The organism is Kitasatospora sp. NPDC051705 (assembly GCF_044453265.1).
Taxonomy (GTDB): domain Bacteria; phylum Actinomycetota; class Actinomycetes; order Streptomycetales; family Streptomycetaceae; genus Kitasatospora.
Genome location: NZ_JBITCO010000005.1, coordinates 44430 through 59738, shown reverse-complemented (window position 1 = coordinate 59738; position 15309 = coordinate 44430). Strand labels below are relative to the sequence as shown.

The window sequence follows — 15309 nt, the reverse complement described above, 5'->3', positions numbered from 1 at the left end:
GAGCCGTTGGGGACGACAGCGCACAGTACTGGAGGCGGCCGACATCCGTCGCCGTGTTTTCGTCACGGAGTAGTTGCGCTGCTCCGGAACGGCAATTGACGAGGTGGGAAATGACTGCGTATGAGGTGCTGCGGGTCTTTTGCGGTCCCGACGGCGGGTACGGCAACGAGCTCGGCGTGGTGCGGGACGGCGCCGCGCTGCCGGGCCGGGCGGAGCGGCAGGCGTTCGCGCGGCAGCTCGGCTTCAGCGAGACGGTGTTCGTCGACGACCCGGAGCGCGGGGAGGTCGACATCTACACCCCGACCCTGCGCCTGCCGTTCGCCGGCCACCCCTGCGTGGGCGCCGCCTGGCTGCTCGGCGCGGACCGGCTGGTCACCCCGGCCGGGGAGGTCGCGGCCCGGCACGACGGCGGGCTGACCAGGATCGCGGCGCGCCCCGAGTGGGCCCCGCCGCGGACCCTGCGCCGGTACCGCTCGGCGGCCGAGGTGGAGGCGCTGGAGGTGCCGCCGCCGGGGGAGTGGATCTACGCCTGGGCCTGGCAGGACGAGGCGGCCGGCACCGTCCGTGCGAGGGCCTTCCCCGGGCGGGACGACGGGATCGACGAGGACGAGGCGACCGGCGCCGCGGCCCTGCTGCTGACCGCGCGCCTCGGGCGGGCGCTGACCGTCACCCAGGGCCGGGGTTCGCAGCTGCTGACCGGCCCGCGTCCGGACGGCCTGGTCGAGGTCGGCGGTCGGGTCTGCCGGGTGGCGGCGGGCGGGGCTCAGCGGGCCGGCGGGGTCGGCTCGGCGTAGGCGCGGGGCCGGGCCCGCACCGGGGCGACGGGGGCGGTGACGGCGGGCACCGGCGGGCCGACCAGGGTGGTCACCTGGGGTGCGCGCACCCGCGGCCGCCGCTCGCGCAGCAGCCGCCGCAGACCGGGGGCGAGCGCCAGGTGGGTGGCGGCCACGCCGATCACGGCGAACAGTATGTGGTCGACGTTGAGGACGTGCCCGGGCGTCCAGGAGGAGAGGAACTCCAGGCCGGTCGCCAGCAGGGCGGAGACGCCGGTGGTGCGCAGGAAGGACGGCAGCCAGGGGGCCCGCAGCCGGCCGCCGGCCAGCGGCAGCAGCACGCCGAGCGGGGCCAGCAGGACGAACTCGCCGGCCACCTGCCAGGCGGTGGAGGAGCGCAACGAGGCCAGCGGCGTCAGGTTGGCGTCGTACACCCAGGCCACCGGGAGCGGCCGCAGCACCACCAGCCAGAGCACCAGCGCCAGGTGGCAGGCCAGGCCCGCCAGACCCGCCGAGCGGAGGGATCGGTGGACGGCCGCCGCCGGCCGGGTCTCGGTCCGCGCGCCGGAACGCTGGTCGCGTGTCCTGGTGCCATCTCGCTGCACGGGGGGAAGGACGTGGACCGGTGGCGCGGTGGTTCCACCCCGGGCGTGAACATTCCAGGACGCGCCCCCGGCGCCCGGAACAGCTCCCGGAACCGAGCCCGGACCGCTCCCGGAACCGAGCCCGGACCGCTCCCGGAACCGAGCCGGGACCGCGCCCGGCGCGGTCCCCGGACCCGCCCTAACGGCAGGGCGCAGCCGTCGGGACGGCGCTGAACACGTTGTCCGGCGGCGGGCTTCCCGGGGTCACCACCACCGGCGACGGGCTCGGGGAGGCACCGGACTTGGCCGCGCCGCGCGCCGCGGTCGGGGTGGGCGAGGCGGGGGACGGCGTGGCCAGGGCGGTGGGTACGTGCGGGGTCGCGGTCGGGCAGGCCGTCCGGCTGGCCGGGGCGCCCGCGTCCACCGGGACGGCGGTCGGCCGGATGCCGCAGCCGGTGGCCAATGCGAGCAGGAGGAGGGCGCCGCAGGCGCGGCGCAGCGTGCTGCCGGTCGGGGTGCTGCCGGTCGGGGAGGTGGGGGAGGTCACGAGGCGTCCTTGTTCTGGGCTGCGTCGCCGACGGCGCCGTCGACGGCGCCGTCCGCGGACGGCGGAGGCGGCGGAGCCAGCGGCAGCGTCAGCGTGAACACCGCCCCGACCTCCCCGTTCGCCGCGGTGATCGTCCCCCCGTGTATCTGCGCGTTGGCCATCGCGATCGACAGCCCCAGGCCACTGCCCTCCGAGCGGGCCCGTCCCCGGTCCGCCTTGTAGAACCGGTCGAAGACGTGCGGCAGCACGTCCTCCGGGATGCCCGGGCCGCTGTCGGAGACCTCGACCCGGACGGAGCCGCCGCTCTCGCGGACCTTGACCCGCACCGGCGAGCCGCCGTGCTTGAGGGCGTTGCCGATCAGGTTGGCGAAGACCACGTCGAGCCGGCGCGGGTCGACCACGGCCAGGATGCCGCGCGGGGCGTCCAGTTCGACGGCGTCGTACCAGGCCCGGCCGTCGATGCAGGACATGATGAGGTCGGCGATGTCCACCTCGTCGGCGACCAGCCTGGCGGTGCCCGCGTCGAAGCGGGTCACCTCCATCAGGTTCTCGACCAGGTCGGACAGCCGGCGGGTCTCGCTCACCACGAGCCGGACGGCCGGCTCGATCATCGGGTCCAGCGACTCGGCCTCGTCCTCCAGGATGTCGGTGACGGCGGTCATCGCGGTGAGCGGGGTGCGCAGCTCGTGCGACATGTCGGCGACGAACCGCCGGCTCTGCGCCTCGCGCGCGCTCAGCTCCTCGACCTGCTCGTGCAGCGACTCCGCGGCCCGGTTGAACGTCCGCGCCAGGTCGGCGAGTTCGTCGGAGCCCTCGACCTCCAGCCGGGTGTCCAGGTGGCCCTCGCCGAGCCGCCGGGCGGCGTCCCCGAGCCGCTTGACCGGCCGCAGCACGGTGGACGAGGCGGCCTGGGCGAGCAGCGCCGAGCCGATCAGCGCCAGCAGGGTGGCGATGGCCAGCGACCAGCCCAGCGTGTTGAGGTCGGCCCGCTCGTTCTCCAACGACTTGAACATGTACGCCGTCGGGCCGGTCGGCACCACCTTGGTGCCGCCGATCACGAACGGCCGGCCGTCCAGGTTCTGCCGCTGCCAGTACAGGTGGTACGGGTACGGGTTGGTGTCGGTGATCTCGCGGGGCTTGGCGACGGTGGACTGCAGCGGGGTCGGGACGTCGGCCAGCGTGAAGCGCCCCGGGTCGGAGGAGGCGCTGCACTCCGGGTGCGCCGGATCGACCACCACGACGTCGTAACTCAGCCCGGAGCTGGCGACGCTGGTCGCGAGCGAGACGAGGTCCGGGCAGCTCGCGTTCAGCGGCAGCTCGGAGACGTTGCGGCTGAGCGAGACGCGGAAGTCGTTGAGTGCGGTGTCCTGGGCGCGCTTGAGCACCGCGTCGCGGTTCAGCCAGTAGGCGATGCCGGAGGCCGACACGGCGGCGAGCAGCGCGACCGCGGCGAACACCGCGATCAGCCGCACCCGCAGGGAGCGCAGCCGGCGCCACCGGCCGGTGGCGAAGCGCCGGGTCGTCGTCTGTTGGTCAGTCACGGGAGCCTGTCGTCGTACGGGAGTTCATGCCGGGGTGGTGCGGGGGAGGGCGCGGGAGGCCGCACCGGGCGCTCAGGCCGGCGGGTCGAGCCGGTAGCCCACCCCGCGCACGGTGCGGATCAACGTCGGCGCGGACGGCACGTCCTCGACCTTCGCCCGGAGCCGCTGGACGCAGGCGTCCACCAGCCGGGAGTCGCCCAGGTAGTCGTGCTCCCAGACCAGCCGCAGCAGCTGCTGGCGGGAGAGCGCCTGGCCGGGCCGGCGGCTGAGTTCCAGCAGCAGGCGCAGTTCGGTCGGGGTGAGCTGGAGGTCCTGGCCGTCCTTGGTGACGGTCATCGCCGCGCGGTCGATCACCACGGTGCCGTACGCGGAGGAGTCGGAACTCTCCCGCTCACCGCGGCGCAGCACCGCCCGGATCCGGGCGTCCAGCACCCGCGGCTGCACCGGCTTGACCACGTAGTCGTCCGCGCCGGACTCCAGGCCGACCACCACGTCGATGTCGTCCGAGCGTGCGGTCAGCAGGATGATCGGCAGCTGGTCGGTGCGCCGGATCCGGCGGCAGACCTCGAAGCCGTCGATCCCGGGCAGCATCACGTCCAGCACGATCAGGTCGGGCCGCTGCTCCTTGAAGAGCCTCAGACCGTCCTCGCCGGAGGCGGCGGTGGCCACGCGGTGGCCCTGGCGGGTGAGGGCGAGTTCGAGGCCGGTCCGGATGGCGTCGTCGTCCTCGATCAGTAGGAGGAAAGGCACGGCCCCATTTTGGCCCACCGGAAGCGTCGAATCACCCCCCGGATGGGCCCCCGGGCACCCGGGAACCGGAACCACCGCCACCGGCGTCCGGTACGGAGGGAGGCGGACCGGGACGAAAGGCCCGCCCCTGTGACACCCCTGTGACAGTCGGCGGACAGCGCCATCACAACCGCCGGGCAGGATTTTCCATGTCGCCGCAGGACAGCGGGCCAACCCGGCCGGCTGGAAGGCGGCAACAGGAACCGCTCGTACCGACCCAGGGGGCGCACCATGAACGCCATGCTTCAGACCCGGACCAACCCGGCTGTCCGCACCGCGCGTTCGTCAGTGTCCACCCACCGGACCCGGTACGAGGTCAGGACCGACGAGAACTCCGGTGCCGTGACCGTACGGGGGTGCGCGCACAGCACCGGTGGAAACCCTGTCGCCCGCCGGGTGAGCGGCGGCGGCAGGACGGGGGAGCTGTACGGGATCGGCCGGGTGGGGAACGCGGCCGACTCCGCCAACACCCTCACGCTGCGGGGGATCCTCCCCGTCCGCGTCGAGGGCAAGGACGCCCTGGGGGGTACCGGGGGGAACCGGGGTACCGGGGGGAACCGGGGTACCGGAGGGAACGGCCTGCGGACGGTCGGCTCGGGGGAGTCGGCCGGACGCGCGGCCGCCGGTGCGACGCTGCTGCGGCTGAACCCCGCACCGGCCCGCGCCGACGAGGCGGGACAGGGAGACGCGCAGGGGGAGCACCCGGCCGTCGCGGAGGACCACATCACGGAGTTCACCGCGTACGTGCGCGAGCGCCGCGCCTCCCTGTACGCCACGGCGTACCACCTGACCGGTGACCGCTACGAGGCCGAGGACCTGCTGCAGAGCGCGCTCTTCAGCACCTACCGGGCCTGGGGCCGGATCACCGACAAGGCCGCGGTCGGGGGCTACCTCCGCCGCACCATGACCAACCTGCACATCTCCGCCTGGCGGCGCCGCAAGGTCAACGAGTACCCGACCGAGGAGCTGCCGGAGACGGCCGGCGACACCGACGCGATGGGCGGCACCGAGCTGCGCACCGTGCTCTGGCAGGCGCTGGCGAAGCTGCCGGAGAACCAGCGGACCATGCTGGTGCTGCGGTACTACGAGGGCAAGACCGACCCGGAGATCGCCGACGTGCTGGCGATCAGCGTCGGCACGGTCAAGAGCAGCATCTGGCGCGCGCTGCGCCGCCTGCGCGAGGACGAGCACCTGAACAAGTCGGGCGACACCGTCCGGGCGTTCGGCGAGCTGGTCGCCTGACGCGGGGCGCGCGAGGAGAGGGACTCCCGTCGGGGGACGGGTAGCGGACGGTCGAGGTGCGTGAACGCCGGCTCGGGGGAGCGGTGACCACGCGGCCCGGGCCGTCCGGGGAAGGCGACGGGCCCGGTGCGGGGGAGACGCACCGGGCCCGTCGTTCTGCTGTTCGCGTTGCCGGGCCGCCGGCCCGTTCCGCTGCCCGGGCCGCCGGGCGGCGGGCCCGCCCGGGTGTTCAGACGGCGGACAGCTCCCGCCGCCCCGCGGCCGCGCGGATCCGGCGTTCGGCCTCCGGGCCCGCGCACGGGTAGGAGCCGAGGGTGACCTGCCGTCCGACGATGGACCGCTCGGCGCGCATCAGCCGCCAGCCGCGGCGCACCAGCACCGGCAGCGACTTGCGGCCCTCCCGGACGTCCCGGCGAAGCCGGCGCCAGGCCGTGGTGAGCGCGCCGTTGCGCAGGCACAGGGCGTCCCCGAGGAGCCCCTCGGCGGCGCACTCTGCGGTGATCTCGGCGGCGAAGATGCCCTCGGCGATGAACGCGGGGGCACCGGCGAGGTCCAGGGGGCGGGTGCCGATCCGGCCGTTGTCCGGGATCGAGTACACCGGGACGTCGACCCGGCCGGTCTCGTGGAGGCTGCGGATCGCGGCGACGGCCTGGTCGCGGTGCCAGGCGAGCGGGGAGTCCCAGTCGACCGCGCCGTCCGGCAGCAGCGGCAGGGTGGGGTCGTCCCCGTCCTTGTAGAAGTCGTCAAGCTGGAGCACCGGCAGTCCGCTGCGCTCGGCGAGCGAGGACTTCCCGGAACCGGAGGGACCGGACAACAGGACGACCCGGGCGCGGGTCATCGGCACAGGGTTCAGCGGGGCGTCACTCACGGGACACCAGTCTGACGCATCGGGGCCCGATGCCGAAACCGGTCGGGTCACACCTTCTGTTGCGGCTGCTGCGAGTTCGGGTCGGCGAGGGCGGCGTGGACCACCGGCAGGTAGCGGCTGTCGACCTGGAGGAAGACCGGGGCGCCGTCGCCGGGCGGCCGGTAGGCGGTGGCGGCCCAGTCCTGGTCGTGCCACACGTCGGGCTCGGGGTCGTGGAAGGTGCCGCCGGCGGGGAGCTCGATCCGGCCCGGGCGGGTGTCGAAGGTCACGGTGGCGGCCCCGGGCGTGATGCGCAGCCGGCCGTTGACGTAGGCGGGCCGCCAGCCGGGGCGGTCGGACCGCGCCGAGCAGGGCACCCGTACCGTCCGGCCGGCGGCCAGCCGGCGCCGGGTGCGGGCCACGTGCAGGCGGCGGACGAAACCGTCCGCGAACAGCGCCATCAGCTCGCCGACGAACTCTCCCACGGCGTCCCTCCTCGATCGTCTTCCTCCGCCACGATCCTCGCCCGGCGGCGGGCTCCCGGGGGAGCGCCGAAAGGCGGACGTCGCGGCGACGAAAGTCGACGGACCCGCGCCAGGGGGGGAGAGGCGCGGGTCCGTCCAATGACCGTCCGGGCCCTGGGGGGGGAGAGGGCACGGGGGACGGCCAGCTTGTGGAGTTGTTCACCCGGTGGAGACGGGGAGGGTCAGATCCCCATCGGGTGCCAGACCGTCTTCGTCTCCAGGAAGGAGAGTAGCCGGTCCGTACCGGGCGCATTGGTCCAGTCCTGGGCGAACGGGTCCAGCTCCGGACGGACCACCCGCTTCAGGGTATCCGCGGCGGCCTCCTCCAGGGCCTTCGCCGCGCCGGGCCCGTCGGCGGCGATCGCGCCGGTGAGGTCCACCGCGTTGACGTCCTGGTGCGAGGCCAGGGTGGGCGCGATGTCCGCCGTCCGGCCCGAGATGATGTTGACCACGCCGCCCGGGACGTCCGAGGTGGCGAGCACCTCGCCCAGCGACAGGGCCGGCAGCGGGGCGTCCGCGGCGGCCGCGACCACGACCGTGTTGCCGGTGGCGACCGCCGGGGCGACCACCGACACCAGGCCGAGCAGCGAGTGCCCGTAGCCGGCCTGCGGGGCGACGATCCCGACCACGCCGGTCGGCTCCGGGGTCGACAGGTTGAAGAACGGCCCGGCGACGGGGTTGGCGCCGCCCGCGATCTGGGCGACCTTGTCCGTCCAGCCCGCGTACCAGACCCAGCGGTCGATCGCGGCGTCCACCAGGGCGGCGGCCTTCTTCGGGCCGACGCCCTCGGCGAGCGCCACCTCGGCGGCGAACTGCTCGCGCCGGCCCTGCAGCATCTCGGCGACCCGGTACAGCACCTGGCCGCGGTTGTACGCGGTGGTGCCGGCCCAGCCCTTGACCGCCGCGCGGGCGGCCAGGACGGCGTCCCGGGTGTCCTTGCGGGTGCCCAGCGGGGCGTTGGCGAGCCACTCGCCCTTCGAGTCCGTCACCTCGTACACCCGCCCGCTCTCGGAGCGCGGGAACTTCCCGCCGACGTACAGCTTGTAGGTCTTGAAGACGTCAAGACGCGTCGCGACATCAGACATCGAGGTAGGCCTCCAGACCGTGGCGGCCACCCTCGCGGCCGTAGCCCGACTCCTTGTAGCCGCCGAACGGCGAGGTCGGGTCGAACTTGTTGAAGGTGTTGGCCCAGACCACGCCGGCCTTGAGCTTGTTCGCCATCCAGAGGATGCGCGAGCCCTTCTCCGTCCAGATGCCGGCGGAGAGGCCGTACGGGGTGTTGTTGGCCTTCGCGACCGCCTCCTCGGGGGTGCGGAAGGTCAGCACCGACAGGACCGGGCCGAAGATCTCCTCCTGGGCGATCCGGTGGGCCTGGCTGACGCCGGTGAACAGGGTCGGCTTGAACCAGAAGCCGGTGCCCGGCAGCTCGCAGGCCGGCGACCAGCGCTCGGCGCCCTCGGCCTCGCCGGCGTCGGTCAGCGCGGTGATCCGGGCCAGCTGCTCGGCCGAGTTGATGGCGCCGATGTCGGTGTTCTTGTCCAGCGGGTCGCCGACCCGCAGGGTCGCCATCCGGCGCTTCAGGGCGTCCAGCAGCTCGTCCTGGACCGACTCCTGGACCAGCAGGCGCGAGCCCGCGCAGCAGACGTGGCCCTGGTTGAAGAAGATGCCGTTGACGATGCCCTCGACCGCCTGGTCGAGCGGCGCGTCGTCGAAGACGATGTTGGCGGCCTTGCCGCCCAGCTCCAGCGACAGCTTCTTGCGGGTGCCGGCCAGCTGCTTGGCGATCGCCCGGCCGACCGGGGTGGAGCCGGTGAACGCGACCTTGTTGACGTCCGGGTGCGAGGTGAGCGCGGCACCGGTGCGGCCGTCGCCGGTCACGATGTTGACGACGCCCTTGGGCAGACCGGCCTGGCGGCAGATCTCGGCGAAGCGCAGGGCCGTCAGCGGCGTGGTCTCGGCCGGCTTCAGGACGACGGTGTTGCCGGTCGCCAGGGCGGGCGCGATCTTCCACGCCAGCATCAGCAGCGGGAAGTTCCACGGGATGACCTGGCCGGCCACGCCGAGCGGCTTCGGGGCCGCGCCGAAGCCGGCGAAGTCCAGCTTGTCGGCCCAGCCCGCGTAGTAGAAGAAGTGCGCGGCGACCAGCGGCAGGTCGACGTCGCGGGTCTCGCGGATCGGCTTGCCGTTGTCGATCGACTCGAGCACGGCCAGTTCGCGGCTGCGCTCCTGGATGATCCGGGCGATCCGGAACAGGTACTTGGCGCGCTCGCTGCCCGGCAGCGCCGACCAGTCGGCGAAGGCCGCGCGGGCGGCGGCGACGGCGCGGTCGACGTCCTCGTCGGTGCCCTGGGCGAACTCGGCGAGCACCTGCTCCGTCGCCGGGTTGACCGTCTTCAGGGCCTCGCTGCCGGAGGAGTCGACGAACTCGCCGCCGATGAAGTGGCCGTACGAGGTGGCGATGTCACCCGCGGCGGCGGGGGACTCGGGCGCCGGGGCGTAGGCGAAGAGGCCGCCGGCGGGCTTGGCCGCGGGCTCCTCGATGATCTTCTTCTTGGCCATGGTGATCAGTCCACCGTCACGTAGTCGGGGCCGGAGTAGCGTCCGGTGGTGAGCTTCTGGCGCTGCATCAGCAGGTCGTTGAGCAGGCTGGAGGCGCCGAAGCGGAACCAGTGCGGGGAGAGCCAGTCGTCGCCGAGGGTCTCGTTGACCATCACCAGGTACTTCATGGCGTCCTTGGTGGTCTTGATCCCACCGGCGGGCTTCACACCGACCTGGACGCCGGTCTGCGCGCGGAAGTCGCGGACCGCCTCCAGCATCAGCAGGGTGACCGGCGGGGTCGCGTTGACGGCGACCTTGCCGGTGGAGGTCTTGATGAAGTCGGCGCCGGCCAGCATCGCCAGCCAGGAGACGCGCCGCACGTTGTCGTAGGTCTGCAGCTCGCCGGTCTCGAAGATCACCTTGAGGTGGGCGTAGCTGCCGTCGGCGCGCTTGCACGCCTCCTTGACGGCGACGATCTCGTTGAAGACGTCGAGGTAGCGGCCGGAGAGGAAGGCGCCGCGGTCGATCACCATGTCGATCTCGTCGGCGCCCGCGGCGACCGCGTCGGCGGTGTCGGCGAGCTTCACCGGGAGGGCGGCGCGGCCGGCGGGGAAGGCGGTGGCCACCGAGGCGACCTGGATGTCGGTGCCCCGGAGGGCGTCCTTGGCGGTGGCGACCATGTCCGGGTAGACGCAGATGGCGGCCACGCGGGGGGTGGTCGGGTCGGTCGGGTCGGGGGTCCTGCCCTTGGCGCACAGAGCGCGCACCTTGCCGACCGTGTCCGCGCCTTCCAGCGTGGTCAGGTCGATCATCGAGATCGCGAGGTCGATGGCGTACGCCTTCGCCGTGGTCTTGATCGAGCGGGTACCGAGGGTGGCGGCACGCGCCTCCAGGCCGACCTGGTCGACGCCGGGCAGGCCGTGCAGGAAGCGGCGGAGCGAGGCCTCGGACGCCGCAACGTCCTGAAGGCCGCTGCCCGCAACGCCGGGGGCATTGGCTGCAACAGTGGACATAGTCACCAGACCAGCATATCTACGCGCGTAGCCGACCGCTAGGGGGCACACCTTTCGTGGCCGGACCGAGACCTCACCGTGGGGGGCATGGGGCAGAATCGACGGCATGACCGATTCCGACGGCAAGCCCCACCAGGGCTCGGCCGCCCCCGACGGGGAGACCGTGTACGCGGACCGCGTGTACCGCTCAGTCCCCGGTGTGATCTCCGGCGTGCTGCTGCTGGGCGTGGCCGCCTGGCTGATCGGCGACGCGGCGCTGAACGGGACCGGGAAGACGCCGTACGTCTCGCTCGCCGCGGCGCTGGTCTTCGCGTTCCCGGTGGCCGCCTACACGCTGCGCCCGGCCGTGCTCGCCAACGACCGGCGACTGGTCGTGCGCAACCCGTGGCGGACGATCACCGCGCCGTGGGCCTCGGTCGACGCACTGCGCGCCGGGTACTCGGTCGAGCTGCTGGCCGAGGGCCGGAAGTTCCAGATCTGGGCGGTGCCGGTGTCGCTGCGCCAGCGCAAGCGCGCCAACCGGGCCCGGGAGAACGGCGGCGCCGAGCACGTCTCCCGGATGGGCCTGGCCTTCGGCCGCCCGGCCACCACCGGCCCCGGCGTGCAGGGCGCCCCGGACCCGACCCGGGCCTGGTCCGACCAGGTCACCAACGTCCTCCAGGAGATGGCCGAGCGCAACGCCGCCCGCCCGGAGGCCGCCGGCGGGATCAGCGTCCGCTGGTGCTGGTGGATCATCGCCCCCACCGTGGTCGGCCTGGTCGCGCTGATCGCGGTGATCGCCGCCTGACGACGACGCGCCACGAGGGGCCCGCCGACCGCTCGGCGGGCCCCTCGCGCGTTCCGGGCCGGGTGTCCCGGGAGGGCCGGGTGCGGGAGTGCCTCCCGGCCCGGGTGGGGCGGGAGGCACTCGTGCGGGGCGGGGCCGGGCGTCAGGCGGTGATGCCGGCGGCCTCGGCCAGGTCGCGCTTGATCGCGTCGAGGAGCTCGGCGGCGCGGGCGCGGGCGGTGGCGAGGTCGGCCGCGGTGGCGACCGGGAGGACGACCTCCAGGTAGCACTTGAGCTTGGGCTCGGTGCCCGAGGGGCGGACCACGATGCGCGCGGAGCGGACGCCCTCGCCGGCCAGGTAGTAGCGCAGGCCGTCGGTGGGCGGCAGCTCGGCGGAGCCCGCGCTGAGGTCGTCGGCGCGGGTGACGGCCAGCCCGGCCAGGACGGTCGGGGGCTGCTCGCGCAGGCGGCCCATGGCGTCGGCGATCAGGGAGAGGTCCTGGACGCGGACGGACAGCTGGTCGGTGGCGTGCAGGCCGTGCTCCAGCGCCAGGTCGTCCAGCAGGTCGCTCAGGGTGCGGCCGGACTGCTTGAGGGTGGCGGCGAGCTCGGCGACGAGCAGGGCGGCGGTGATGCCGTCCTTGTCCCGGACGCCCTGCGGGTCGACGCAGTAGCCGAGGGCCTCCTCGTAGCCGTAGCGCAGGCCTTCGGCGCGGGAGATCCACTTGAAGCCGGTGAGGGTCTCCGCGTAGCCCAGGCCCGCGGCCTCGGCGATCCGGCCGAGCAGGGTGGCCGAGACGATGGTGGTGGCGAAGGTGCCCTCGGCCTTCTTGGCGACCAGGGCCGCGCCGAGCAGGGCGCCGACCTCGTCGCCGCGCAGCATCCGCCAGCCGGAGGTGCCGTTGCCGCTGCCGGCCGCGTTGGCGTTGACCGGTACGGCCACCGCGCAGCGGTCGGCGTCCGGGTCGTTGGCGATCACGATGTCGGGGCCGACCGACGCGGCGGTGCGGAAGGCGAGGTCCATCGCCCCCGGCTCCTCCGGGTTGGGGAAGGCCACGGTCGGGAAGTCCGGGTCGGGCTCGGCCTGCTCGGCGACCACGGTGGGCGCCGGGAAGCCGGCCCGGCGGAAGGCGGCCACCAGGGTGTCGCGGCCGACGCCGTGCATCGGGGTGTAGACGACGTCGAGGTCGCGCGGGCTGTGCCGGTCGACGATGGTGACGGCCCGGTCCAGGTAGGCGTCGACGATCTCGTCGCCGAGCACCTCCCAGCCGTCCTCGGCCAGCGGGACCTCGGCGAGCGAGCCGATGGCGTCGATCTCGGCGGCGATCCCGGCGTCGGCCGGCGGGACGATCTGGGAGCCGTCGCCCAGGTAGACCTTGTAGCCGTTGTCCTGCGGCGGGTTGTGGCTGGCGGTGACGGTGACGCCGGCGGCCGCGCCCAGGTGGCGGATGGCGAAGGCGAGCACCGGGGTGGGCAGCGGGTGGGGCAGCAGGGCGGCGCGCAGGCCGGCGCCGACCACGACGGCGGCGGTGTCGCGGGCGAAGTCGTAGGACTTGTGGCGGGCGTCGTAGCCGATGACGACGAGGTCGCCGAGCTCCTGCTTGCGGACGTGGGCGACCAGGCCGGCGGCGGCCCGGATCACCACGGCGCGGTTCATCCGCATGGGGCCGGCGCCGAGTTCACCGCGCAGGCCGGCGGTGCCGAACTGGAGCCGGTCGGAGAAGCGCTCGGCGAGCTCGGCCCAGGCGGTCTTGCTGTCCGACTCCGCGTCCGGGCCCTCGGCCCGGGCCAGCAGGGCGGTCAGTTCCTCGCGGGTCTGCGGGTCGGGGTCCTCGGCCAGCCAGGTCCGGGCCCGGGCGAGGAGGTCGGTGGTGGGTGCCTGCGTCATCGCTGCGTTCTCCATCGGGGAGTTCGTCGGTTGTCTGCCGGAGGGTTCCGCAATCAGGGGGTGCGCATGCGGACGGGGCCCGCGGGCGGGTGTGATCGGCGGATCACGCCCGCCCACGGGCCCCGTCGCTCGTGCGTCGTGCGCCCGGTGGGCGTCAGATCCGCTCGAGGACCTTCGCCAGCAGCTCACCCATGCGCTCGGCGGAGGCCTTGCCGGCCTCGAGCACCTCTTCGTGGTTGAGCGGCTCGCCGGTGATGCCGGCGGCCAGGTTGGTGACCAGGGAGATGCCGAGCACCTCGGAGCCGGCCTCGCGGGCGGCGATGGCCTCCAGGGTGGTGGACATGCCGACGAGCTCGCCGCCGATCACCCGGGCCATGTTGACCTCGGCCGGGGTCTCGTAGTGCGGGCCGCGGAACTGCACGTACACGGCCTCGTCGAGGGTCGGGTCGACCTCGTGGCACAGCTCGCGCAGGCGCTTGGAGTAGAGGTCGGTGAGGTCGACGAAGTTGGCGCCGACGATCGGGGAGTCCGCCGTCAGGTTGATGTGGTCGCTGATCAGGACCGGCTGGCCGGGCACCCAGCCCTGGCGCAGGCCGCCGCAGCCGTTGGTCAGCACGATGATGCCGCAGCCGGCCGCGGCGGCGGTGCGCACGCCGTGGACGACGGTGGCCACGCCGTGGCCCTCGTAGTAGTGGTTGCGGCCGAGGAAGATCAGGGCGCGCTTGTCGCCGATCTTCACCGAGCGGATCTTGCCGGCGTGGCCGGCGACGGCGGGGGCGGGGAAGCCCGGGAGCTCGGTGACCGGGAACTCGGCCACGGTCTCGCCCAGGGCGTCGGCGGCCGGCACCCAGCCGGAGCCCATCACCAGGGCGACGTCGTGCCGCTCGGCACCGGTCAGCTCGCGGAGGCGCTCGGCGGCGGCCTGGGCGGCGGCGTAGGGGTCGGCGGAGACGACCGACTGAGGGGTTGCGTTCACGGGTCCGAGGATAGACGGGAATCGGCTACGCGCGTAGAAAATCGGGCGCGGCGTGCCGGATCGTTACCCGGTTGACCCGAAAGCACAGCTGGATGAGGCCTTTCGGGTGATGTCACTCGTCGGTACCTCCAGGGGGCCGGGCCGCTCGTCAGAGCCGTTTCGCGCTGCGCAGTCCCTTCGCGTACAGGCCGTTGTCGTCCAGCCGCGCCGTGCCGCCCTTGTCGCCGAAGGTCGGGCCGTCCGCCTCCTCCCGGCTGGAGACGTACCGGGGGTGGCCGTCGGTGTCCAGGCCCAGGTAGATGCCGGTGTGGTCGAGCCGGGCGCCGGTGCGGGTGTCGATCTCGAAGAAGACCAGGTCACCGGGCTGGAGCGGGTCGATCGAGGCCGGCCGCACGGTGGTGTCGGAGCCCGGCGCGGTGGTCAGCGGCAGCACCGGGACGCCGGGGCCGAGCCGGGCCAGGCCGTTGGCGGTGCGGGGCAGGCCGGGGCCGGCCGCGTCCTTGGAGAGCAGCGGATAACCCGACCGGTAGCCGTAGACCATCCGGACGTACCCGGAGCAGTCGAAGGCGCCGTAACGGGCTCGGTCGGGCTGCTTGGCGACCTTGTCCGCGAACGTGTACGGAACACCCAGGTAGTCGAGGAAGTCGGTCTGTTCCAGGCGCAGGTCGTTGCCGACCGAACCGTTGGGGTTGAGCGGGCCGAAGGAGGCGTCGCCCTTGAACCGCACGCCCTTGCCGTCCTTCTCGGGCGCCGCGCCGGCCAGGTACTGGACGGCCACCGCCAGCACGTCGTCCGCGGTGGAGCCGAGCGACTGCCGGAACCAGGTGCGGAACCAGGCCTCCTGCTCCGCGCCCGGCCGCCACGGCTGCGGCATCAGCCGCACCCAGTTGTCGGAGAGCACGGTTGCCGCGGTGGTGCCCGGTTCGGCGAAGGTCCGGCTGGGGCCGGCCAGGACGGCGGTGCGGGCGTTGTCGGTCAGGGTGGCGACCACGCCGCCGCGGGCGTCCCGGACGACGGTCCGGTCGGGCCCCGTCAGGCGCTCGTAGCGGTACCCGGCGGCCGCCGCGGCGGTGTCCCCGACCGGGCCCGGGGTGGCGGTGGTGGTGATCAGCGGCGCGGTGCCGCCCGCGGCCGGCTGCCGGTCGCGGTCGCGCAGCTGGACGGTGAGGTAGCCGCTGGCGGCGAGCAGGGTGACGGCGAGGCCGCCGCTGAGCAGGGACTTGCGGGTGACGGGCATCGGGAGCTCGCTCGCTTCCTTCCTGGGGTCCTGGGGTCCGGGTG

At 73.9% G+C, this 15309-nt stretch carries 15 protein-coding genes; 3 read left to right on the top strand and 12 right to left on the bottom strand.

The window, feature by feature from the left end; all coding sequences use genetic code 11:
- The first annotated feature begins 110 nt into the window (after positions 1-110).
- Positions 111-794, top strand: coding sequence for a PhzF family phenazine biosynthesis protein (locus ACIA8Q_RS08440; protein ID WP_360216375.1), 684 nt, complete (start codon positions 111-113; stop codon positions 792-794).
- Here the strand turns inward: ACIA8Q_RS08440 and ACIA8Q_RS08435 are convergent.
- From ACIA8Q_RS08435 to ACIA8Q_RS08420, 4 genes are all read right to left on the bottom strand, one after another.
- Positions 764-1378: a VanZ family protein gene (locus ACIA8Q_RS08435; RefSeq protein ID WP_360216372.1), complete on the bottom strand. Its 615-nt coding sequence runs from the start codon at positions 1376-1378 to the stop codon at positions 764-766. The genes ACIA8Q_RS08440 and ACIA8Q_RS08435 overlap by 31 nt on opposite strands.
- A 178-nt stretch (positions 1379-1556) precedes the next feature.
- Positions 1557-1904, bottom strand: a complete 348-nt coding sequence (locus ACIA8Q_RS08430) for a hypothetical protein (protein WP_360216369.1) — start codon at positions 1902-1904, stop codon at positions 1557-1559.
- Positions 1901-3445: a HAMP domain-containing sensor histidine kinase gene (locus ACIA8Q_RS08425; RefSeq protein ID WP_360216366.1), complete on the bottom strand. Its 1545-nt coding sequence runs from the start codon at positions 3443-3445 to the stop codon at positions 1901-1903. The genes ACIA8Q_RS08430 and ACIA8Q_RS08425 overlap by 4 nt, the downstream gene beginning before the upstream one ends.
- Positions 3446-3517: 72 nt before the next feature.
- Positions 3518-4195: a response regulator transcription factor gene (locus ACIA8Q_RS08420; protein ID WP_063349065.1), complete on the bottom strand. Its 678-nt coding sequence runs from the start codon at positions 4193-4195 to the stop codon at positions 3518-3520.
- A 618-nt stretch (positions 4196-4813) separates the two neighbouring features.
- On the opposite strand from ACIA8Q_RS08420, the gene ACIA8Q_RS08415 reads away from it, so the two are divergent.
- On the top strand, positions 4814-5476 hold the full coding sequence (locus ACIA8Q_RS08415; RefSeq protein ID WP_396316969.1) for a SigE family RNA polymerase sigma factor: 663 nt from the start codon (positions 4814-4816) through the stop codon (positions 5474-5476).
- 229 nt (positions 5477-5705) lie between these two features.
- Here the strand turns inward: ACIA8Q_RS08415 and ACIA8Q_RS08410 are convergent, their stop codons facing one another.
- The 5 genes from ACIA8Q_RS08410 to deoC all read right to left on the bottom strand — a co-directional run bounded on the left by ACIA8Q_RS08410 (position 5706) and on the right by deoC (position 10398).
- Positions 5706-6314, bottom strand: a complete 609-nt coding sequence (locus tag ACIA8Q_RS08410; RefSeq protein WP_387901263.1) for an ATP-binding protein — start codon at positions 6312-6314, stop codon at positions 5706-5708.
- Between the two features lie 77 nt (positions 6315-6391).
- The gene (locus ACIA8Q_RS08405; RefSeq protein ID WP_387901265.1) at positions 6392-6808 is read right to left on the bottom strand and encodes a hypothetical protein; all 417 of its coding nucleotides are present in this window, start codon (positions 6806-6808) and stop codon (positions 6392-6394) included.
- Positions 6809-7029: 221 nt separating this feature from the next.
- On the bottom strand, positions 7030-7932 hold the full coding sequence (locus tag ACIA8Q_RS08400; RefSeq protein ID WP_360216356.1) for an aldehyde dehydrogenase family protein: 903 nt from the start codon (positions 7930-7932) through the stop codon (positions 7030-7032).
- Positions 7925-9406, bottom strand: coding sequence for an aldehyde dehydrogenase family protein (locus ACIA8Q_RS08395; protein WP_360216353.1), 1482 nt, complete (start codon positions 9404-9406; stop codon positions 7925-7927). Before ACIA8Q_RS08395 ends, ACIA8Q_RS08400 begins: the two co-directional genes overlap by 8 nt.
- A gap of 5 nt (positions 9407-9411) precedes the next feature.
- The gene (deoC, locus tag ACIA8Q_RS08390; RefSeq protein WP_360216351.1) at positions 9412-10398 is read right to left on the bottom strand and encodes a deoxyribose-phosphate aldolase; all 987 of its coding nucleotides are present in this window, start codon (positions 10396-10398) and stop codon (positions 9412-9414) included.
- Between the two features lie 106 nt (positions 10399-10504).
- On the opposite strand from deoC, the gene ACIA8Q_RS08385 reads away from it, so the two are divergent.
- Positions 10505-11185 (top strand): PH domain-containing protein, encoded by a 681-nt coding sequence (locus ACIA8Q_RS08385; RefSeq protein ID WP_360216348.1) that lies wholly within the window; start codon positions 10505-10507, stop codon positions 11183-11185.
- Positions 11186-11327: 142 nt separating this feature from the next.
- On the opposite strand, the gene ACIA8Q_RS08380 is transcribed toward ACIA8Q_RS08385, so the two are convergent.
- From ACIA8Q_RS08380 to ACIA8Q_RS08370, 3 genes are all read right to left on the bottom strand, one after another.
- Positions 11328-13052 carry a phospho-sugar mutase gene (locus ACIA8Q_RS08380; protein ID WP_360216345.1) on the bottom strand — a complete coding sequence of 575 codons (1725 nt, stop codon included), beginning with the start codon at positions 13050-13052 and terminating at the stop codon, positions 11328-11330.
- 154 nt (positions 13053-13206) lie between these two features.
- Positions 13207-14028 carry a purine-nucleoside phosphorylase gene (locus ACIA8Q_RS08375; RefSeq protein WP_360216342.1) on the bottom strand — a complete coding sequence of 274 codons (822 nt, stop codon included), beginning with the start codon at positions 14026-14028 and terminating at the stop codon, positions 13207-13209.
- Between the two features lie 148 nt (positions 14029-14176).
- On the bottom strand, positions 14177-15265 hold the full coding sequence (locus ACIA8Q_RS08370) for a C40 family peptidase (protein WP_396316914.1): 1089 nt from the start codon (positions 15263-15265) through the stop codon (positions 14177-14179).
- Positions 15266-15309 lie beyond the last annotated feature (44 nt).

Excerpts from the sequence above, each read along its gene's own strand:
- ACIA8Q_RS08400 (WP_360216356.1), bottom strand. The coding sequence starts at position 7,932 with ATGTCTGATGTCGCGACGCGTCTTGACGTCTTCAAGACCTACAAGCTG.
- ACIA8Q_RS08395 (WP_360216353.1), bottom strand. The coding sequence starts at position 9,406 with ATGGCCAAGAAGAAGATCATCGAGGAGCCCGCGGCCAAGCCCGCCGGC.
- ACIA8Q_RS08380 (WP_360216345.1), bottom strand. The coding sequence starts at position 13,052 with ATGACGCAGGCACCCACCACCGACCTCCTCGCCCGGGCCCGGACCTGG.
- ACIA8Q_RS08440 (WP_360216375.1), top strand. The coding sequence starts at position 111 with ATGACTGCGTATGAGGTGCTGCGGGTCTTTTGCGGTCCCGACGGCGGG.
- deoC (WP_360216351.1), bottom strand. The coding sequence starts at position 10,398 with ATGTCCACTGTTGCAGCCAATGCCCCCGGCGTTGCGGGCAGCGGCCTT.
- ACIA8Q_RS08385 (WP_360216348.1), top strand. The coding sequence starts at position 10,505 with ATGACCGATTCCGACGGCAAGCCCCACCAGGGCTCGGCCGCCCCCGAC.
- ACIA8Q_RS08410 (WP_387901263.1), bottom strand. The coding sequence starts at position 6,314 with ATGACCCGCGCCCGGGTCGTCCTGTTGTCCGGTCCCTCCGGTTCCGGG.
- ACIA8Q_RS08370 (WP_396316914.1), bottom strand. The coding sequence starts at position 15,265 with ATGCCCGTCACCCGCAAGTCCCTGCTCAGCGGCGGCCTCGCCGTCACC.